12 protein-coding genes are annotated in these 17,793 nt (G+C 71.4%); 3 read left to right on the top strand and 9 right to left on the bottom strand.

Translation table 11 applies throughout. The annotated features are described in order from the left end of the window. Positions 1-6: 6 nt before the first annotated feature. Entirely contained in the window at positions 7-5,253 is a 5,247-nt protein-coding gene (locus HC031_RS13075) for a diguanylate cyclase (RefSeq protein ID WP_167925539.1), read from the bottom strand. A 239-nt stretch (positions 5,254-5,492) separates the two neighbouring features. Continuing rightward, entirely contained in the window at positions 5,493-6,392 is a 900-nt protein-coding gene (locus HC031_RS13070) for a Gfo/Idh/MocA family protein (RefSeq protein WP_167925538.1), read from the bottom strand. A gap of 143 nt (positions 6,393-6,535) precedes the next feature. Here HC031_RS13070 and HC031_RS13065 point away from each other — a divergent pair, with 143 nt between their 5' ends. Continuing rightward, positions 6,536-7,234 carry an NADPH-dependent F420 reductase gene (locus tag HC031_RS13065; protein WP_167925537.1) on the top strand — a complete coding sequence of 233 codons (699 nt, stop codon included), beginning with the start codon at positions 6,536-6,538 and terminating at the stop codon, positions 7,232-7,234. A gap of 171 nt (positions 7,235-7,405) precedes the next feature. Here the strand turns inward: HC031_RS13065 and HC031_RS13060 are convergent, their stop codons facing one another. The 3 genes from HC031_RS13060 to HC031_RS13050 all read right to left on the bottom strand — a co-directional run bounded on the left by HC031_RS13060 (position 7,406) and on the right by HC031_RS13050 (position 9,226). After that, a complete protein-coding gene (locus tag HC031_RS13060; protein ID WP_167925536.1) occupies positions 7,406-7,696 on the bottom strand; it encodes a hypothetical protein in 291 nt (96 codons plus the stop codon). 275 nt (positions 7,697-7,971) lie between these two features. Further along, complete coding sequence (locus tag HC031_RS13055; RefSeq protein ID WP_167925535.1) at positions 7,972-8,211, bottom strand: DUF397 domain-containing protein; 240 nt, start codon at positions 8,209-8,211, stop codon at positions 7,972-7,974. 124 nt (positions 8,212-8,335) lie between these two features. Then, positions 8,336-9,226, bottom strand: a complete 891-nt coding sequence (locus HC031_RS13050; protein ID WP_338090642.1) for a helix-turn-helix domain-containing protein — start codon at positions 9,224-9,226, stop codon at positions 8,336-8,338. A gap of 266 nt (positions 9,227-9,492) precedes the next feature. Here HC031_RS13050 and HC031_RS13045 point away from each other — a divergent pair, with 266 nt between their 5' ends. Both HC031_RS13045 and HC031_RS13040 read left to right on the top strand, forming a co-directional pair. Then, positions 9,493-10,296 (top strand): SAM-dependent methyltransferase, encoded by an 804-nt coding sequence (locus HC031_RS13045; protein ID WP_338090635.1) that lies wholly within the window; start codon positions 9,493-9,495, stop codon positions 10,294-10,296. Positions 10,297-10,447: 151 nt separating this feature from the next. Further along, positions 10,448-12,130: a tetratricopeptide repeat-containing diguanylate cyclase gene (locus HC031_RS13040; RefSeq protein WP_240942434.1), complete on the top strand. Its 1,683-nt coding sequence runs from the start codon at positions 10,448-10,450 to the stop codon at positions 12,128-12,130. Here the strand turns inward: HC031_RS13040 and HC031_RS13035 are convergent. The 4 genes from HC031_RS13035 to HC031_RS13020 form a co-directional block, all read right to left on the bottom strand. Further along, positions 12,127-12,927 carry a DNA polymerase beta superfamily protein gene (locus HC031_RS13035; RefSeq protein ID WP_167925532.1) on the bottom strand — a complete coding sequence of 267 codons (801 nt, stop codon included), beginning with the start codon at positions 12,925-12,927 and terminating at the stop codon, positions 12,127-12,129. The two genes, HC031_RS13040 and HC031_RS13035, sit on opposite strands and share 4 nt — an antisense overlap. A 97-nt stretch (positions 12,928-13,024) precedes the next feature. Then, positions 13,025-15,550, bottom strand: a complete 2,526-nt coding sequence (locus HC031_RS13030) for a polynucleotide kinase-phosphatase (protein ID WP_167925531.1) — start codon at positions 15,548-15,550, stop codon at positions 13,025-13,027. Continuing rightward, on the bottom strand, positions 15,551-16,966 hold the full coding sequence (locus HC031_RS13025; RefSeq protein ID WP_167925530.1) for a 3' terminal RNA ribose 2'-O-methyltransferase Hen1: 1,416 nt from the start codon (positions 16,964-16,966) through the stop codon (positions 15,551-15,553). A gap of 110 nt (positions 16,967-17,076) precedes the next feature. Beyond that, the gene (locus tag HC031_RS13020; RefSeq protein WP_167925529.1) at positions 17,077-17,688 is read right to left on the bottom strand and encodes a TetR/AcrR family transcriptional regulator; all 612 of its coding nucleotides are present in this window, start codon (positions 17,686-17,688) and stop codon (positions 17,077-17,079) included. Between the last annotated feature and the right edge of the window lie 105 nt (positions 17,689-17,793).

The raw sequence follows: 17,793 nt of genomic DNA, 5'->3' as shown, positions 1-17,793 counted from the left end.
ACGGCGTCAGGCCTCGTCGATCACTACGCGGTTACGCCCGCCGTCCTTGGCCCGGTACAGGGCGGCGTCGGCCCGGCGGAGCGCCTCGGTCAAGGTGAGCTGCCCGGCGTCGAACACGCAGACGCCGACGCTGATCGTCACGGGTACGGAACCGTGGTCGGTGCCGACCGGGCTGTCCGACACCGCCAGCCGCAGCCGCTCAGCCAGGGGGCGAACGGGTTCGGTCACGAGGATCGCGAACTCCTCGCCGCCGTAGCGGCCGAGCCGGTCCGTGTCGCGCAGGGTCTGCCGCAGCCTCCCGGCGACGGCCGCGATGACCTGATCGCCGACCTGGTGGCCGCGCTGGTCGTTGATCTGCTTGAAGTGGTCGATGTCGAGCATGACCGCCATCAGGGTGGTGCCTGCCGCGCGCGCCTGTGCCGTGTCCTGTTCGGCGACGGTGAAGAAGTGGCGGCGATTGGCCACCCCGGTCAGCGCGTCGGTCGTCGCCATCTGCTCGACCTGGGAGAACAGTCTCGCGTTGTCGTAGGCGACCATGGCCTGGCCGGCCAGCGCCGCGGCGAGCTGCACCTCGGTGGGGCCGTAGACGCCGGGTCGGTCGGCGGTCAACACCACCGATCCCACGTACCCGGCCCGGGTGTGCAGCGGCACTGCCAGCCAGGAGGTGTCCGGTGATGCCTCGCCGAAGCCCAGGGACACGGCCGGCGCCGTAGCCCCGTTGCCGGCGGCCGGCGAGTCGGCGGTCAGTACCGGATCCAGGTTGGACGGCGAGCTGGACACCAGCCGCGGCTCGGTGCCCGGGTCGGCGTCGGTCGTCACCACGAGCGCGTCGTCCCGGACCCGGATCAGGCACGATGCGTCGTTCGGCAGGAGACGCTTGAACATCAGCAGCAGCCGGTGCAGCACGTCATCGGGGTTGAGTGAGCTGCTCAGCTCCAGCATCGCGTCGCGCAGCTTGTCCGCGACGTCGCGCTGCTGTTCGGCCGCCCGTACCGCGACGGCGAGCTGGGCGGCGCGGGCGGTCTCCAGAGCGGCGGCGATGTGGTTGGTCATCGCGGTGAGGATGCCCGCGTCGGACGGGGTGAACATGCCCTTCGCCACCCGGCTGTCGAGGTAGACGACGCCGAGCAGGCGGCCGTCGAACAGCAACGGTGCGGCGATGATGCTGCGTAGCCCGTGCGCGACGGCGCTTTTCGAGCCCAGCGCCGCGCCCTCGTCGGTCCCGGTGACGATGACCGGTTCACGGCTCTGCCGTACCCGTTCCACGACCGTGGAGCCGTAGTCGGCGAGTTCGTCGAGGTCCGAGCCGGCGGCATCACGGCCGCGGTGCGGCCGCAGCCGCCCGTCGCCGTCGGTGAGGAAGAGGTACGCCCGCTCGGCGGACAGGATCCGGATCGTCTCGTCCAGCGCGACCCGGGTCAGCTCGTCGGGGTCGAGGATCCGCGAGGCGGTGACGCTCAGCTTCTCCAGGGCGGCCAGCCGGCGGCTCTCCGCTCCGGAGGTGCCGCTGACGGTCGAGGTGACGCTGCTGAGCACGATCGAGCGGGTGCTGGATCCGGTGCCGGTCGTGGTGCCGATGTCCACACCGAACTCGGCCCGTACCCACTCGGCGCGGTGCGGCAGGCTGAGCTGCTGCGCGATGGACAGCGCGGTGGCCGCCGCGGCGGTGGACTCGATCGTGCGGCCGAGTTCGGCCAGCGCACGGGCCCGGATCCGGGCGCCCTCGTACGCGGCGAGCGGGACGTCCTGGCCGGCGAGCTGGCGATCGGCGGCTGCGAGCCGGTCCAGCGCACCCCTCGGGTCGCCCGCCAGCAGCCGCAGGTGCGCCCGTCCGACCAGGTAGTGGGCCTTGAGCTGCGGGCCGGGGCCGGACCCCCAGGCCACCTGGCGTAGATCGCGGAGCGCGCGTCGGGCCGCGGCCAGGGCCGGCGCGCGGTCGGCGCCGGTGGCGGCGCGGGCCTGCTCGAGCCGGCCGTACGCGATTGTCGAGAAGAGGCCGCGCAGGCTGTTAATCACCATGAGCGGGTGACGGATCTTGAGCGCGGCGAGCTCGGCGGCGACCCGGTCGAAGATGTCGCCGTACTCGCGCTGCTCCACAGCCAGGATCGCGCAGGCGTTCAGCAGGTAGATCCGGCCGGCGGGGTCGCGGAACGCGCCGACCTCGGCGTCGAGCAGGTGCAGGCTGGCGGCGGCGTCGACCGGCCGGCCGAGCGCCGCCGCCAACGCGGCGCCGACGTGGCCGACGGGGTGGGCGGCGAGATCAGCCGCGCCCAGCCGGGCGTGTGCGCGCTGGGTGGCCGCGACCGCCTCGACGGCGCGCCCCCGGATCAGCAGCCGGAAGCTCGACGCCTGGGCGATGTCGATGGCGTACACGAACTCCGTGAAGGCGGCGTGCTTTTCCAGCCAGCGCAGCAGCCCCTCGGTGTCCGGGTCCACACCGACCTGGGTGATGACCGTCTGGCGCAGACTCTCGATGTAGGCGGCGGCCGCGGGATCGCCCTGCCGCTGCGCCAGGGCCTTGGCCCGGGCCATGCCCCGCGAGTCCCGGTACCCCAGGAACAGCCAGATCATGCCGGCCACAGTGCCCAGGGCCCGCAGGTACTCGTGTGACGGGCCGAGCCGGGCCGCCGCGTACCGCCGCCGGGCGTTGAACACCACGGCCAGCCCGAAGCGCAGACCGCGTACCGCGGCGTCGAAGCCGGTCTCGTACAGGTTGGCGCGCTGCCGGTACCAGGCCCGCTTCTCGGGGTCCTTGGTGCCGAACCCGATGCCGGTGCGCTCGATGACGATGGCCGCCACGTACATGGCGGCGGCGGTGAGCGCCCGCCACACCGGGTTGCGCGGCAGGGGCCGACCCAGTTCCGCCATCGCGCGGGTGATCTCGTCCACCGCGGTGTGCGTGTTCCAGTACGCCAGGTGCTGCTTGGCCTGCTGCTCGAGGATGCGGGCCCGGTCGATACCGTTCGGGGCGCTGTCGAGCGCCACGCTCAGCGTCTCGAGCGCCTGCGCCAGGTGGCCCGCGCGGTGGTGGGCGACGCCGAGCGCTTCGTGCATCGCGCTGAGCTCGGCGCCGGCCTGTCCGTCGGCGTGCGCGATCGCCGCTTCCAGGAACTCCACCGCCTCGGCCGCGCCGTGCTCGGCCAGCGCCAGCTGCCCGGCGGCCCAGCAGGCGGCGGAGGTGCGGGCGCGGTCGCGGTCGGGGTGGCCCTGCGTGAGGTGACGGGCCAGGGCGTACCGCTGCGCCGGGTCCGTCGCGCCGCTGGCGTCGATCGCGTCGGCGACCCGCTGGTGCAGGTCCCGAAGCCGGTCGCTGGGCAGCCCGTCGAGCAGCGCGCGGCGGATCCGGTCGTGTACGAAGGTGTAGCCGCCGTCGTGCCTGTCAAGTACTCCGTGGGCGACGGCCTGGTCGAGCAGCAGCGCTCCGTCCCCCTCGGACAGACGGGCGGCCGAACAGGCGAGCGCACGGGTGAACCGGACGCCTACGACGGCCGCCGCCGTCAGCAGGTCCCGGGTCCGGCTGCCGAGTTCGTCGACGCGGCGCAGCAGCAGGCCGAGCATGTCGGTCGGCAGGTCGAGATCGTTCAGACCGGCCTCGTCCAGTACCCAGGTGCCCCAGCGGGGCAGGATGAGTCCGGCGTCGAGGACCGCGCCGACGTACTCGATGACCCCGAGCGGTGTACCGCCGCTGCGGGCGACGATCCGTTCGACCAGTGACGGCTCCAGCCGCAGCCGCCCCAGGAGGCTGCTGACCAGCCGGTGCAGGGCGTCCCGGTCGAGCGTGCCGAGCGTCAGGTCGGCGTCGACGGCCCCCGCGGGCAGGAGGTCCGGCTGATCCGCCTCTCCGCCGCCGGTGGTGACGACCAGCAGCAGCGGCGCGTCGGCGAGCTGGGACGCCAGCAGGTGCAGCACACGGACGGTGGCGCTGTCGGCCGATTCGGCATCGTCGAAGACGAGCACGCCGCCACCGGCGGTACGGGCCAGGTCGGCGAGGAAGCCGGCGACCGCGCGGATGTACCCGTCCTGCTGGTCGTCGACGGTCTCGTCGCCGTCGGAGAGGACCTCCGCCAGGGCGGGGGAGAGCCGACGCAGGTACGGCGCGGCGGCGCCGGCCGCGGAGCGTACCCATCCCAGCGTCTCCGTGCGCGCGTCGGCGTCGCGGCGGGCGACCGTCGCGAGATACCGCTCGACGGCGCCGGACAGGGGCGCGAGCGGCGACGCGGCGTGGCCGCAGGCAGCGGTCAGCACCGGCAGCCCGGACCGGTCCAGCCTTGCCGCGAACTCGCCGGTGAGCCGGGTCCTGCCGGCTCCCGACGCGCCGCGGATCAGGGCGAGGGCGCCGGACCCGGACAGCACCCGCTCCCACCGGCCGTGCAGCTCGGCCAGCTCCGTCTCGCGGCCCACGAAGTCCGCCTCGACCCGGCCGGTGGTCTCGACGTCCAGGCGTCCGAGCGGGAGGTCCGCGGTCCGGTCGGCGGTGAGCGCCCGCAGGTCGGCGACGAGGCTCGCGCAGGTGGCGTACCGGTCGTCCGGGTCCTTCGCCAGCAGCCTGCCGATGATCTGGACAAGAGTGGCTGACAGGTCCCCGCGCAGGGCGCGCAGGTCCGGTGGCGGCACGGTCGCGTGCAGGCGCAGCAGCTCGCCGACGTCAGCGCTGGCGAAGGGCACCCGGCCGGCCGCGCATTCGTAGAGGACCACACCGAGGGAGTACAGGTCGGCGCGGGCGTCGACCGGGCGCTTGAGGGTGCCGGCCTGTTCCGGGGCCGCGTAGACCAGGGTGCCCGCGACCACCTCCGAGAGCTCGGCGCTGGTGCGGGTCGCCATGCCGAGGTCGATCAGTCGGGCCCGACCGCCCGCGGAGAGCAGGATGTTCTGGGGCTTGACGTCGCGGTGCACCAGACCGACCCGATGCACCGCGGCCAGGGCCTCGGCCACCTCGATGCCCAGCTGGAGGATCCGCTCCTCGGCCAGGGGCCCCGATCGCAGGGCCGTGGCGAGCTCCTGGCCTTCGATCAGGTCCATGATCAGGTACGGGCGGCCGTCCGCCTCGCCGACGTCGTGTACGGCCGGAAGTCCGGGGTGGTCGGCCAGCGCCAGCAGGGACGCCTCCCGGCGGAACGAGGCGAGCGTCCGGCGGTCCGCGTCGAGAGGCGCGTGCAGCACCTTCATCGCCAGGTCGGTTCCGTTGTGGTGCACCCGGTACACCACGCTACGGGCGCCCCGACCGAGCTCGGCCAGTACCGTGACTCCCGGCACGGTGGGTGCGCCGGACGGCCCCTGTCGGCCATCGGCCGGGGGCTGCCCAACGTGAGTTGCCGTGGAGTCCACGGCTACTCAATCGGCAGCGTCCCGATCAACCTGCGGGTAATGGCTGCATATTTGCCGCGCGTCCGCGTCGGCCGGACGGGCGTGCGCGGGTGCGGCGGAAACGCGACGAGCCGGGCCGCCGGCAAGCCGCGTTCTCCCGTTCAGCGGGCCGCACCCCGGGTCCGGCGTCAACGGGCGAGCCGGACCGTCCGGCCGGTCGTCGCCGCCTCCTCGGCGGCGGCCAGGACCGCGGTGACCTCGGCGCCGAACCGCACGTCGAGCTGTGGTCGCGGCCCGCCGCCCGCGGCGGCGATCAGCTCGTCGACCATGCGGCCGAACGGCTCCACCGGTTCCCACCGCGTGACCGGTACCGTGACGACGCCCGCCTTGCCGGCGAAGACGGCCTCCTGCCGGGCGGCGGCCGGCGGCGCGCCGACCGAGAGGGTCAGCGTGCTGATCGCCTCCGACGCGTGCCGAAGCAGCAGGTGGGTCATGTCGCGCGGGCCCGTCATCGCGGTCACCTCGGCGACCGGGCCGAGTACCGGGAGCACCAGCGCGACCGCGTGCGGGCCGACGTCCCACAGGCCACCGCTCTCGCGGCGCCACGGCGACGCCCCGAACGGGTTGCCCTCCTCGTAGATCGAGCCGACGTGGTCAACGCGGGCCTCGACCCAGCCGTCGGTCCTGCGGGCCTGCTCGATGAACTCCTGTATCTCCGGAATGAACCGCCGGGTGAAGAAGACCGTCGAGGCGAGGTGGCCGTCGGCCACGGCCGCGGCGATCTCGTCGGCCTCCGCCTCGGTGAACGCGACCGGCTTGTCGAGCAGCAGGTGCCTGCCCGCGCGCGCCGCTGCCAGCGCGATCGGCGCCTGCACGTCGGGCGGCAGGGCCACGGCGACCGCGTCGACGTCGGCGATCAGGCCGTCGACCGTCGGGTAGGCCCGCGCCCCGTACTCGTCCGCCAGCGCGGCGGCCTTGTCCGGGTTGCGACCCCACACGCCGACGAGCTCGACGTCGGGATGCGCGGCCAGGCCCGGCGCGTGGGTCAGATGCGCCCAGGGACCCGTACCGAATAGTCCGAACCGCATCGCCGTGCCCGCCTTTCCCTCGCCACGTCCACCCGGCCGAAAGCTAACACGACGAGCCGAACGGTCGTGTGGGCGTGGCCACATTCGTGTGTGGACATCCATCGACGGGAATGCGGTGCCGACCGTCGGAGGTTGGGAGCGACATGACAACCGTTGGACTGATCGGGAGTGGGAACATCGGTGGCACGGTGGCGAGGCTGGCCGTCGCGGCCGGCTACGACGTCGTCCTGAGCAACTCACGCGGACCCGAGACACTGCGGGCGCTGGTCGGCGAGCTGGGGCCCCGCGCCCGTGCCGCGACCCCCGCCGAAGCCGCTGCGGCAGGCGACCTGGTGGTCGTGAGCGTGCCGCTGAAGGCCTACCGCAGCGTTCCCGTCGAGCCGCTCGCTGGCAAGGTCGTCATCGACACCAACAATTACTACCCTGAGCGCGACGGACGGTTCCCCGAGCTGGACGACGAGTCGACCACCACAAGTGAGCTCCTCCAGCGCCATCTGCCGGAGGCCAAGGTCGTGAAGGGGTTCAACAACATCTACTTCAAGCACCTGCTGTCGCTGGCCCGACCGGCCGGCGCGCCCGACCGGAGCGCCCTGGCGATCGCCGGTGACGACGCGGACGCGAAGGCGACCGTGACCGCCTTCCTGGACGAGATCGGCTACGACACGGTCGACGCCGGGCCGCTCGCCGAGGGATGGCGTTTCCAGCGCGACACCGCCGCGTACGCCAACCTCTACTTCGTCGCGGGCACGGCGTTCGGGGAAGTGGGGGCGCCGGCCGACGCTGACACCGTGCGCGCGGCCCTGGCGGCCGCCCGCCGCTACGCCGACAGCGACGGTAACTGACCGACTCGACGCCGGTGGACCGGCGCTGTCGGCGCCTCGGCGACATGGCGACGCCGGTCCACCGGCCTACCCCCCCTGGTTCAGCCGGAGTGTTCATCGACGCCGCTGCCGTCCACGCGGTGGGCGAGCGGGTCGCCTTTCGCCACCGAGCCGGTTGCCGGTCGGGAATGGTCAGTAGGACCAGTTGCGTCCCCGGTTCCGGCGTACCCTGTCGACTTCCAGCCCGTCGCCCGTCGCTGCCCTCCGCGCCCGTTCGATCCAGCTCACGAGCACGCGCAGGGCCGAGTTGTCGAACTGCCGGACCGTCCAGTCGATCATCCGCTCGTCGTAGGTGCCCAGGTCGATACCGCGCAGCGCATCCCGTAACGCTTCTTCTCGCAGCCCGGGGTCGGTGTACGCCCCGACGGGCTCGGTCTCCAGAGCTGCCAGGGGTGCGTAGTGACAAGCCTTCATGCTGGTCATGGGTCGGGGTTCCTTCCCGATCGGGGCTCCCTGGTCGGTGTGGACAGCGCGCCGCGGGGCCGACGTTGTCCTGCATGGTCCCGCCGGCCGCCGCGTCCGCGCTGTACTGATGGATCCGGCGCACCGGCCGGGCCACAGCACCCGCGGCCACAGCACCGTTCGCCGTTGATCCGTCCACGTGATACGACGACGTCGCGCACGGGCAGTGGAAAACGAGGACGCGGCGGTGTCCGCTTTGTTGAAACGCCTGGCTGATCCGCCGCCGTCACGGCGGATCAGCTGACGAAATCGTCGAACTCCCCGTCCTTCGCGCCGGCCAGGAAAGCAGCCAACTCGGCGCGGGTATAGATCAGGGTGGGCCCGTCGGGAAAACGCGAGTTGCGTACCGCGATCTCTCCGTTGTCAAGGCGAGCGAGCTCCACGCAGTTCCCCACCGCACCGCTGCGAGCGCTCTTCTTCCACGTCACGCCGGTCAGCGTGGTAACCGGATCTTGATTTCGGGTGTCGTCTCTCACCGTCACACCACCTTCCCCCCGGGAATGGCCATGCACACGCACGTGATCCGCGCCTGACGCTAGCAGTTCGCGGTGCACAGTCAATGCACGTGCATGAGCCCGTGCAGATGGTGACGGAAGAGCGCTACATCATCTCGGCTCGTACCTTTAGTAGCATCTGCCTGGTGTTGCTGGGAGTCTCAGCGTCCACCGTCAACCGGTCGAACACCCTGCTGTAAATCTCCACCTCCGTGGGCTTGTCGAGGTAGAGCGCGCCGGCGAGGTGCTCGATGTACACCAGGTCGGGCAGTTCGGGCGCGGCGAACCGCAACAGCGAGAACGGGCCTTCGGCCGCGTACCCGCTCATCCGGTAGGGAACGACCTGCAGCGTGACGTGCGGCTGCTTGGTGACCTCGAGAAGGTGCTCCAGTTGGGCGAGCATCACGTCCCGACCGCCGATCGGGCGGTGCAGCACCGACTCGTCGATCACCGCCCACAGTCGTGGCGCACCCGGCCGCGCGAGCACCTTCTGGCGTCGTACCCGCAGGTCGACCCGACGATCGACGTCCTTGCCGGCCAGCTCCGGCCGTCCGTGACTGGCCACCGCCCTGGCATAGTCCTCGGTCTGCATCAGACCGGGCACGAACTGCAGCTCATAGGTCAGGATCCGGGACGCGTCCTCTTCCAACCCGACGTAGTCCTGAAGCCAGTCCGGCATCAGATCGCTGAAGCGGTGCCACCAGCCCGGTTCGTTTGATCGTTTGACCATGTCCAGGTACGTTGTCCGTTCATTTTCGTCGGACACTCCGTACATGGTGAGCAGGTCAGCGACGTCCCGTTCCTTCAAACTGACGCGGCCGAGCTCGAGCCTGCTGATCTTCGACTCCGAACCGCGGATGCCGTATCCGGCGTCCGCACGCGAAATTTCGGCGCGTTCGCGCAGCCTGCGTAGCTGGGCCCCCAGCACGATGCGCAGTGCGGTCGGGCCACCAACTCGTTCGCCAGTTGGATCACTGGGCGATGTGGACGGATCAATTGAGCTCACGTGTCGCTCCTTCTGTGCGTTTCGACAGCGGTGCTGCAAGTGGGGGGTTGCGGTGCAACGCACCACTGGTCGCCGACGCCCGCGTTGCTTGATCGCTGAACGTGCGCGGCTTCGCCAGATGTCAATTGCACTCTGGTGTAGCTACGGATCCTGTGTTTAGGCTATGTGGCCTTGTGGTGTATGCACAGATGTCATCCTTCCCGCGCCCAGTGAGGCCTCTTATGCCTGGCATCACCCATTCCTCCTCAGACGTTGGCGTGCCCGTCTACATCGACGTGACCAAAGCGAGCATCGCGCGGGTCTACGACGCCTTCCTCAACGGCAAGGACAATTACGAAATCGATCGTGAAGTGCTGCAGCGGGTCCAACGGGTCGCGCCCGAGGCGACCCAGTTGGCGTGGGACAACCGGAACTTTCTGATTCGGGTGACCCGGTTCATCGCGACCGAGACCGGAATCACCCAGTTCCTGGACTGCGGCTCCGGCCTACCCACCGCCGAGAACACTCATCAGGTGGCCCAGCGGCTGCAGCCGGATGCCCGCGTCGTCTACGTGGACAACGACCCGGTGGTGCTGGCTCACGGCAGAGCGCTGCTGGAAGAAAACGACCAGACCCACCTCACCGCCGCGGATATCTTCAAACCGCGCGCGGTCCTCGAGGACGAGATCGTCCTCCGGAATCTCGACTTCTCCCAGCCGATCGCGCTGTTCCAGCTCGGCACCCTGCACCACTACGACGACGAGCCCAGCCCCACCGAGATCATGCGGGAGTACATCGCGGCGCTGCCGTCCGGCTCCTACGTGGCGATCAGCCACTTCCTCGACCCCGAGACAGCCGAGCACAGCGAGCTGGCAAGGAAGATGGAGGAGACGTTCCTCCACAGCCCGATGGGTACCGGTGTCTTCCGTACCCGCTCCGAGATCGAAAGCATGTTCGCTGGTCTGGAGCTGGTCGACCCCGGCCTGACCATCTGCGCCGACTGGTGGCCGGACGGCCCCCGCGTCAAGCCGCTACCGCCGGTGTCCTACTGCATCGCTGGCGCCGTCGGCCGCAAACCCTGATCCCGGACGCGAGTTCGTTGCCGCGTAGCACGGACCTCGGGATTCGAGCGACGCCACCGCGGAAGCCGGACCCGAATGGCAACCCGGCTACGTAGTGGCCAGCAACCGGCGTTGCATAGCGTGGTGTGCCTGGACTCAATGAGGGTGGGGCATGGACACGGCGTTGCGGACGGCTGCCGACGAGCTTGGTGCGGCGACGGCGCTGTTGATCAGAGGGGCTGAGGCCCTCGCCGATATGTCCGTGTCGACGCCCGAGGCCGAGGCCAGTCTGGCGGCGGCGCTGGACGTGATGGAGACGATCGGCCTTGCCGAGTTCCGGTCGGTCGCCGAGCCGGCGGAGCGCGCGGAGCGGCTGGCGAGCGAACTGGGGCGCACCGACCTCCAGATGCGGGCCCGGCTGGTACGCGCCGACGTCTTCCGACGGGAAGGCGACACGGCCGCCGCGGGGCGCGCCGCCCACGAGGTGAACGCCTGGGCCTCCGAGCACGAGGATGCCTACCTGCTGGCTCGTAGCCACCACGTACTCTCGCATTTCTTCCGCCAGATCGGTGACCTGGCGGACGCGCTGGCGCACGCCGTGCAGGCGGTGACGCACACCGGCGACGACGTGCCCGCCCGCATCCGGGCCAGGCACCTGGCGAACCTGGCGACGGTCCTGCACGAGAACGAGTCGCTCGACGAGGCCCGCCGTCGGTTCCGGGATGCGCTCGACATCGCCACCGGCGTCGGCGACGTCGACGTATCGATGGATGTCCTCAACAACATGGCTTACCTGGCGTACCTTCGCGGCGATGCCGACGAGGCGCGGGAACTGGCGGACCGCATGCGAATGCTCGCCGCCCGCCACGGCGCCGCCCTTGACGCCAGCGATCTCGACACGATCGCCCGCGTCGAGACGATGCACGGGCGGTACGACATTGCCGAGGAAACGCTGTCACCCATTCTGGACGGAGCAGCCGGCCACCTGCTCACCGAAGGGGACGCGCTGGCTCAATGTCTGCTCACCGTTGCGGAGGCGCAGCGGCTACGCGGTGACATCGAGGCCGCACAGGCCAGCCTTGAGCGGGCGGCCCGGATCTGTGACGAGCGGGACCTGATGTCGGTGCGGGCCGAGGTGCGGGAGGAGCAGGCCAGGTTGTACGCCGCGACCGGGCGTTACCGGGAGGCGTACGAGGAGCACCTACGGTTCCACGAGGAGACCCTCGCGCTGATGTCGGCGCAGCGTGAAGCCCGGGCACGCGCCCTGCAGGCGGTGTTCGAGACCGAGGAGGCTCGCCGGGAGAGTCTCCGTTTCCGCGAGATGGCCCAACGCGATGCGCTCACCGGCCTGTACAACCGTCGCTACGTCGACGAATGCCTCGCCACCCTGCTCGACCGCGCGACCGAGCGGGGCTCCCCGTTGTCGGTGGCGCTCGTCGACCTCGACCATTTCAAACGGATCAACGACACGCTGTCACACGCCGCCGGCGACGCCGTCCTCACCCAGGTCGCCCGCCTGCTTGCGGACGCCGCCAGCGACCACGCCGCCAGCGACGGGGACGCCACCGACCAGCCCGTCGCCGCACGGCTCGGTGGCGAGGAGTTCGTGCTGATCTTCCCTGGCGTCGATCTCGACGAGGCGATGCGCCGCTGCGAGCGGCTGCGCCGGTCGATCGCCGCCCACCCCTGGCGACCGGTCACCGGCGACCTCCCGGTCACCGCCAGCGTCGGAGTCGCCGCGATCGCCGATGAACGTCCCACACCCTCGGCGCTGCTCGCCCGCGCCGACCGCAATCTCTACGCGGCGAAACGGAGCGGACGCAACCGGGTCATCGGCGACCCGGGAGACCGCTAGCTCCAGCTCCAGTGGCGACGGTGGGCGCTGACGGACCACTCGGAGATCGTGTCGACATCCGGCTCGGCCGGCAGGGGCGTACGGCCGCTGTCGAGCAGCTCCCGCACCGCCGCCTGCACCTCGTCGATCTCGTGCAGGACGTCGGCGAGCGCGGACACGTCGCCGCGTTTGACGCGAAGTACCCGTTCGCGTTCGCGTTCGGGCATGGGGAGGGTGAGCCGGCCGTCCCGGACGATCTCCAGGCCATGATAGGCCAGCCGGAGCGCATGCGAGGCGTACTTGACGTCATAGCCGTAGCGGGCGACGAGCTCGGGCCGGTTGGGCACGTCACTGCGCCGACCGCGCCCGAGCAGCCGGTCGCGTTGGGCCTCCAGGTACCCCAGAAACCGGTGCACCGCCCGCTGTGACAGCACTTTCGGCGCCAGGTCACGCAACTCCCCGCCCAGCGGGTGCAGCGTCAGGACCGCATCCCGCGGCGCGTACAGGGGCAGCAGCGCGGTGGGGTTGCCCTTGGCGGCCAGCCGCAGGTACTTGCGCAGCGAGTACATGACCAGGTCGGTGTCGCCGGGGCCCGATCGCGCGCCCTCCGGCTGGGTCCGGAACACGTAGTGCTCGACCGGCGCGCGCAGCCCGATGACGTGCGCGGGCGGCTCGATGAACACGCCCATCTCGTCGTGGTCGTCGGTGCCCTCGATCGCGATGCCGTGTACGCCGGAGCCCACGACGGTACGCAGGATCTCCCCGTCGAGGGCGAGGCCCCGGTCACCGTGCTCGGTGTGGGTGGCGGTGTCGGTCACCGCGGGATCATGCCACGGCGCGCCGGCACACCGGCACCGGTTTTCCGGTGCGGGCGTACCGGTTTTCCGGTGCGGGCGTACCGGGCGGCGGTGACGCTCACAGCCTGGGGTCGGTCGGCTCGGACTCGAGCGCCAGCACGGCGAACACCAGTTCGTGGACCCGCCACAGTGGTGCGCCGGCCGCGACCGCGTCCAGGGCGGCCAGCCCCAGGCCGTGCTCACGCAGGGCCAGGTTCCGCTTGCGGTGCAGGCCCCGGTCGCGGAGCCGGTCGAGGTGACGCGGCTCGGTGTAGTCCGGTCCGTAGATGATGCGCAGGTACTCGCGGCCGCGGCACTTGATGCCGGGCTGGACGAGCTTTCCGTTCGCGCGGTGCAGCAGCCCGTCGCAGGGCTTGATCACTATGCCTTCGCCGCCGGCGCCGGTCAGCTCCCGCCACCAGGCGGTGGCGGCTTCGACCGACGCCTCGTCGGAGAGGTCGACGGTCCGCCGTTCGGTACGCCGGAACAGGTCAGGGTCGCCCGCGACGAGCCGGTCGCAGTGTTCGAGGTGCCAGCCGTGGTCGCGCGCCGCGTGGGAGGCGCCTTCGGAGGCCAGGGCCATGAAGGGGGCGAGCTGGATGCCGTCCAGCCCGTCGACGGGCCAGCAGTACCGCCGGTACGCGTCGGTGAAGGCGTCCGCGTTGGTCGCGCGGGCGGCCGTCCGGTCCCGGAGCGCTGCGAGGTCGAGTCCCCGGTCGAGCCCGGCGTCGAGCGCGCGCAGGGCCGCGGGCAGGGCGGCGCGTGCCGCGGCGCCGACGGCGGCGTACTGGCCTTTGATGAGGCTGGTGGCCTTCGCCGACCACGGCAGCAGCTCACAGTCCAGCAGCAGCCAGTCCGTGTCCAGCTCGCCGAACGCCGGGGTCGCGGCCGCCCGGACCCGGGCCAGTAGCGTCTCGGTCAGCGCAGGGTCGGCGAAGAAGGGCCGGCCGGTGCGGGTGTAGACGGCGCCGGACGAGGCGTCGTCCACGCCGAACCGCCTCGCCGCGGTCGCCGCGTCCCGGCAGACGAGCACGACGGCGCGCGAGCCCATGTGCTTCTCCTCGCACACGACCCGCTCGACTCCGGCGGCCCGGTAGTCGGCGAACGCCTCGGCCGGATGTTCCAGGTAGCCGTCCAGCCTGGAGGTCGAGGGCGGGGACATCGTCGGCGGCAGCCACAGCAGGTACCGGGGGTCGACCGCGAACCGGCTCATCACCTCGAGCGCGGCCGCGGCGTTCTCCGCGTCGACCAGGACCGTGCCGTAGTCGGTGCGGATGTGGCGCCGGCCGGTCACGTCGGCGAGGTCGAGCGTGGTGGCGTCGCGCGCCGGGGTGGCTTCGACCAGCGGCTTGACCGGCTCGTAGTGCGTCTTCTCGGCCGGCACCGAGACCAGCGCCTTCTCCGGGTACCGCAGGGCGGTGAGCTGGCCGCCGAACACGCAGCCGGTGTCGAGGCAGATGGTGTTGTTGACCCATTCCGGCTTCGGGTTCGGCACGTGGCCGTACACGACCATCGCCGAGCCCCGGTAGTCGTTGGCCCACGGGTAGCGCACCGGCAGCCCGTACTCGTCGGTTTCGCCGGTGGTCTCCCCGTACAGGCAGAAGGCCCGTACCCGACCGGAGGCCCGGCCGTGGAACTCCTCCTTGAGCCCGGCGTGCGCGACGACCAGCCGGCCCCCGTCGAGCCGCAGGTGGCTGACCAGACCGTCGATCCACGTGGCCGCGGCGTCGACGAACTCGGGCGGCTCGACCGCCAGCTGCTCGAGGGTCTCGGCCAGGCCGTGGGTGACGCTGACCTTGCGGCCGCGCAGCTTGCGCAGCAGCTTCTGCTCGTGGTTGCCCGGTACGCACAGGGCCGTGCCGGCGGCGGTCATGCCCATGACGAGGCGCAGCACACCGGGGGAGTCGGGGCCGCGGTCGACGAGGTCACCGACGAAGACGGCGCGCCGGCCCTCGGGGTGGACGGCGTTGACCGGCCGCCCCGCCTCGTCGCGCTCCAGCCGCCAGCCGAGCGTCGTGAGCAGCGTTTCCAGCTCGGAACGGCAGCCGTGGACGTCGCCGATGATGTCGAACGGCCCGGTGATGTCGCGCTTGTCGTTCCAGGCCTTCTCGTACGTGATGGTGACGTCGTCGGGGTCGGCGACGATGTGGACCTTCCGGAACCCCTCGCGCCCCAGGTCCCGCAGTGAGCGGCGCAGGTCCTGCTGCTGTCTGCGCAGCACGTGCCGGCCGAAGTCGCGGTCGGCCCGGGCCTCGGTGCGTTCCCAGGCAATGGCCTCGGGCGTGTCGAGGACGATCGCGACGGGCAGGACGTCGTGCGCGCGGGCGAGCTTCACCAGTTCGGCGCGGGCGTGCTTCTGGACGTTGGTCGCGTCCACGACCACCCGACGGCCGGCGCGCAGCCGGATGGCCGCGACGTGGTGCAGCGCCTCGAAGGCGTCCTTCGAGGCGGACTGGTCGTTCTCGTCGTCGGCGACCATGGCCCGGAAGGCGTCCGAGGACAGCACCTCGGTCGGGGCGAAGTGCCGGCGGGCGAACGTCGACTTGCCGGAGCCGGAGATGCCGATGAGCGCGATCAGGGACAGTTCGGGTATGTCGAGGTTCACTCAGGCGGCCTTCCGGAAGTACGCGAGCTGGGTGGGGGAGCCGACCTCGGGATCGTCTTCGCCGACCGGTCGGAGGTCGACGCCGTAGCCGTACGCGTCGGCGACCCGCGCAGCCCAGGCCGCGAACTGGGCCCGGGTCCACTCGAAGCGGTGGTCGTCGTGGCGCAGGTGCCCGCCCGCCAGGCCGTCGTAGCGGCCGTTGTACTCGATGTTCGGCGTCGTCACGATGACGGTGGCGGGGCTCGCGTGCCCGAACACCGCCCGCTCCAGCGCCGGCAGGCGCACCTCGTCGACGTGTTCGATGACCTCCATCAGCACCGCCGCGTCGTAGCCGGCGAGCCGGTCGTCGTGGTAGGTCAGGGCCGACTGGATCAGCGTGATCCGGTTGCGCTGCCGTTCCGGCAGCCGGTCGAGCTTCAGCCGCCGCTCGGCGAGCTGCAGGTTCACGCTCGACACGTCGGCGCCGACGATCTCGGTGTAGCGGCGATCGGCCAGCAGGCGCAGGAGCAGCGCGCCGGAGCCGCACCCGAGGTCGAGCACCCGGGTGGCGCCGGACTCGGCGAGCGCCGCGAGCACCGCCTCCTGCCGGTACCTGACCAGGGGCTTCCTGCGCTCGGCGGCCTCGACCTCGGCCAGCTCCTCCGCCGCCGGCGGCTCGGCGATCGCCTCCAGCTCATCGGCGGCCCGCAGCCGCTCGAGGGCGCTCTGGGCCAGGGAGCGCCGATTGGCCAGATACCGCCGCGCGATCAGCTCCTTCGCCGGATGTTCGGGCAGCCAGCCCTCACCGGCGCGCAACAGCTTGTCGACCTCGTCGGCCGACACCCAGTAGTGCTTGGCGTCGTCGAGGACGGGTAGCAGCACGTACAGATGGTTGAGCGCATCCGACAGCTTCTGCCGGCCGGTCAGGGTCAGCTGCACGTACCGCGAATCGCCCCAGGCCGGGAACGCGGGGTCGAGCGGCACCGGTTCTGCCGTCACGGTCCAGCCCAGCGGGCCGAAGAGCCGCTCCACGATCGCGGCGCCGCCCCGGCACGGCAGCGCGGCAACCTTGATCTCCAAGGGCAGGGGCACGTCGACCAGCTCCGGTCGATCCCTGCTCGCGCCCTTCAGGGCGCTGCGGAACACCTTGCCCAGGGCGACGGTCAGCAGGCTCGACGCGGCGTACGGGCGGTCGTTGACGTACCGACCGAGCGAGAAGCTGTCCGGCGACCGGTGCCCCTTCGACGGCCGTGCCAGCGCCACGGGATCGACGTCCAGCAGCAGCGCGACGGTGCACCGCTCCGCGCCGGCCTCCGGGTACCAGACGTGCGCCGTCCCGCCGGTCGTGTCGAACGACTGCACCCGGTCTGGGTGCTTGACCAGCAGGAAGCCAAGGTCCGTGGCCGGGACGTGAGTAGTGGAGATCGTCAATAGCACCACTCGATGATGGCAGCACCAGCCAGCGAATATCTGTCCCGCGAAGGGCCAAACGGGACGGAGTCGGACGCCCGCCCGCAGTCCTGACCCGCGTCAGAAGGGGAGTCCGCTCAACCCGTGCCGGCGTCGCGGCGCGCGGTCGCGGACGGGGCCATGCGCTCGATCCAGTACCGGATGATCTCCTCTGCCTGCTTCCGGTCGTCGCGGAGCACGCTGGTCACGGCCAGCCCGCGAAGGACGACGAGCAGTGATTCGTACGCGATGCGCGCCTCGTGCGGGTCGCTGTCGCCCGACACCCCGTCGAATATCTCGCGCAGCGCCTTGCCGAGCCCGCGCTCCGCCGGGATCAGGGCCGCCCGCAGCGCCGGATCCGTACGGGCGCTCATCCAGAGCTCGAGCGCGGCCAGGAACGGCGGTCCGGACATCGCGGCGCGCATCGCCGCGACGACGCGCTCTTCGGCGTCCGGTCCGGGGTCGACGGTCTCGGCCGCCGCGCGTACCCGGGCCAGCCGCTTCTCGGCGATGTGGTGGATGGCGGCCACGAACAGATCGGCCTTCGAGCCGAAGTGGTGCAGCAGCGCACCCCGGGACACCCCGGCGCGCTCCTGGACGCGCTGGGTCGTGGTGCCCGCGTAGCCGTACTCCACCAGGCACGCCACGGCCGCGTCGAGGAGGTGCTGCCGGGTCTGCTCGCGTTGCTGCTTGCGACTGAGCGAAGCCATGCCGCGAGCTTACGGGTCGGCGGCGGACCAGCGGAAAGTTACATTGACAGTCTAGACGGACTGTGAAAATTCCCCTAGCCTCTCGAACGCACGGCCGGAGCGTCC

Origin of the sequence: Planosporangium thailandense (assembly GCF_011947195.1) — a bacterium.
GTDB lineage: Bacteria > Actinomycetota > Actinomycetes > Mycobacteriales > Micromonosporaceae > Planosporangium > Planosporangium thailandense.
The sequence above is the reverse complement of the archived record's forward strand: the minus strand, read 5'-3'. Positions and strand labels throughout refer to the sequence as shown.

Bases quoted from the DNA above. Each gene is read 5' to 3' on its own strand.
- HC031_RS13070 (WP_167925538.1), bottom strand. From the start codon at position 6,392: ATGCGGTTCGGACTATTCGGTACGGGTCCCTGGGCGCATCTGACCCAC.
- HC031_RS13065 (WP_167925537.1), top strand. From the start codon at position 6,536: ATGACAACCGTTGGACTGATCGGGAGTGGGAACATCGGTGGCACGGTG.
- HC031_RS13060 (WP_167925536.1), bottom strand. From the start codon at position 7,696: ATGACCAGCATGAAGGCTTGTCACTACGCACCCCTGGCAGCTCTGGAG.
- HC031_RS13040 (WP_240942434.1), top strand. From the start codon at position 10,448: ATGGACACGGCGTTGCGGACGGCTGCCGACGAGCTTGGTGCGGCGACG.
- HC031_RS13020 (WP_167925529.1), bottom strand. From the start codon at position 17,688: ATGGCTTCGCTCAGTCGCAAGCAGCAACGCGAGCAGACCCGGCAGCAC.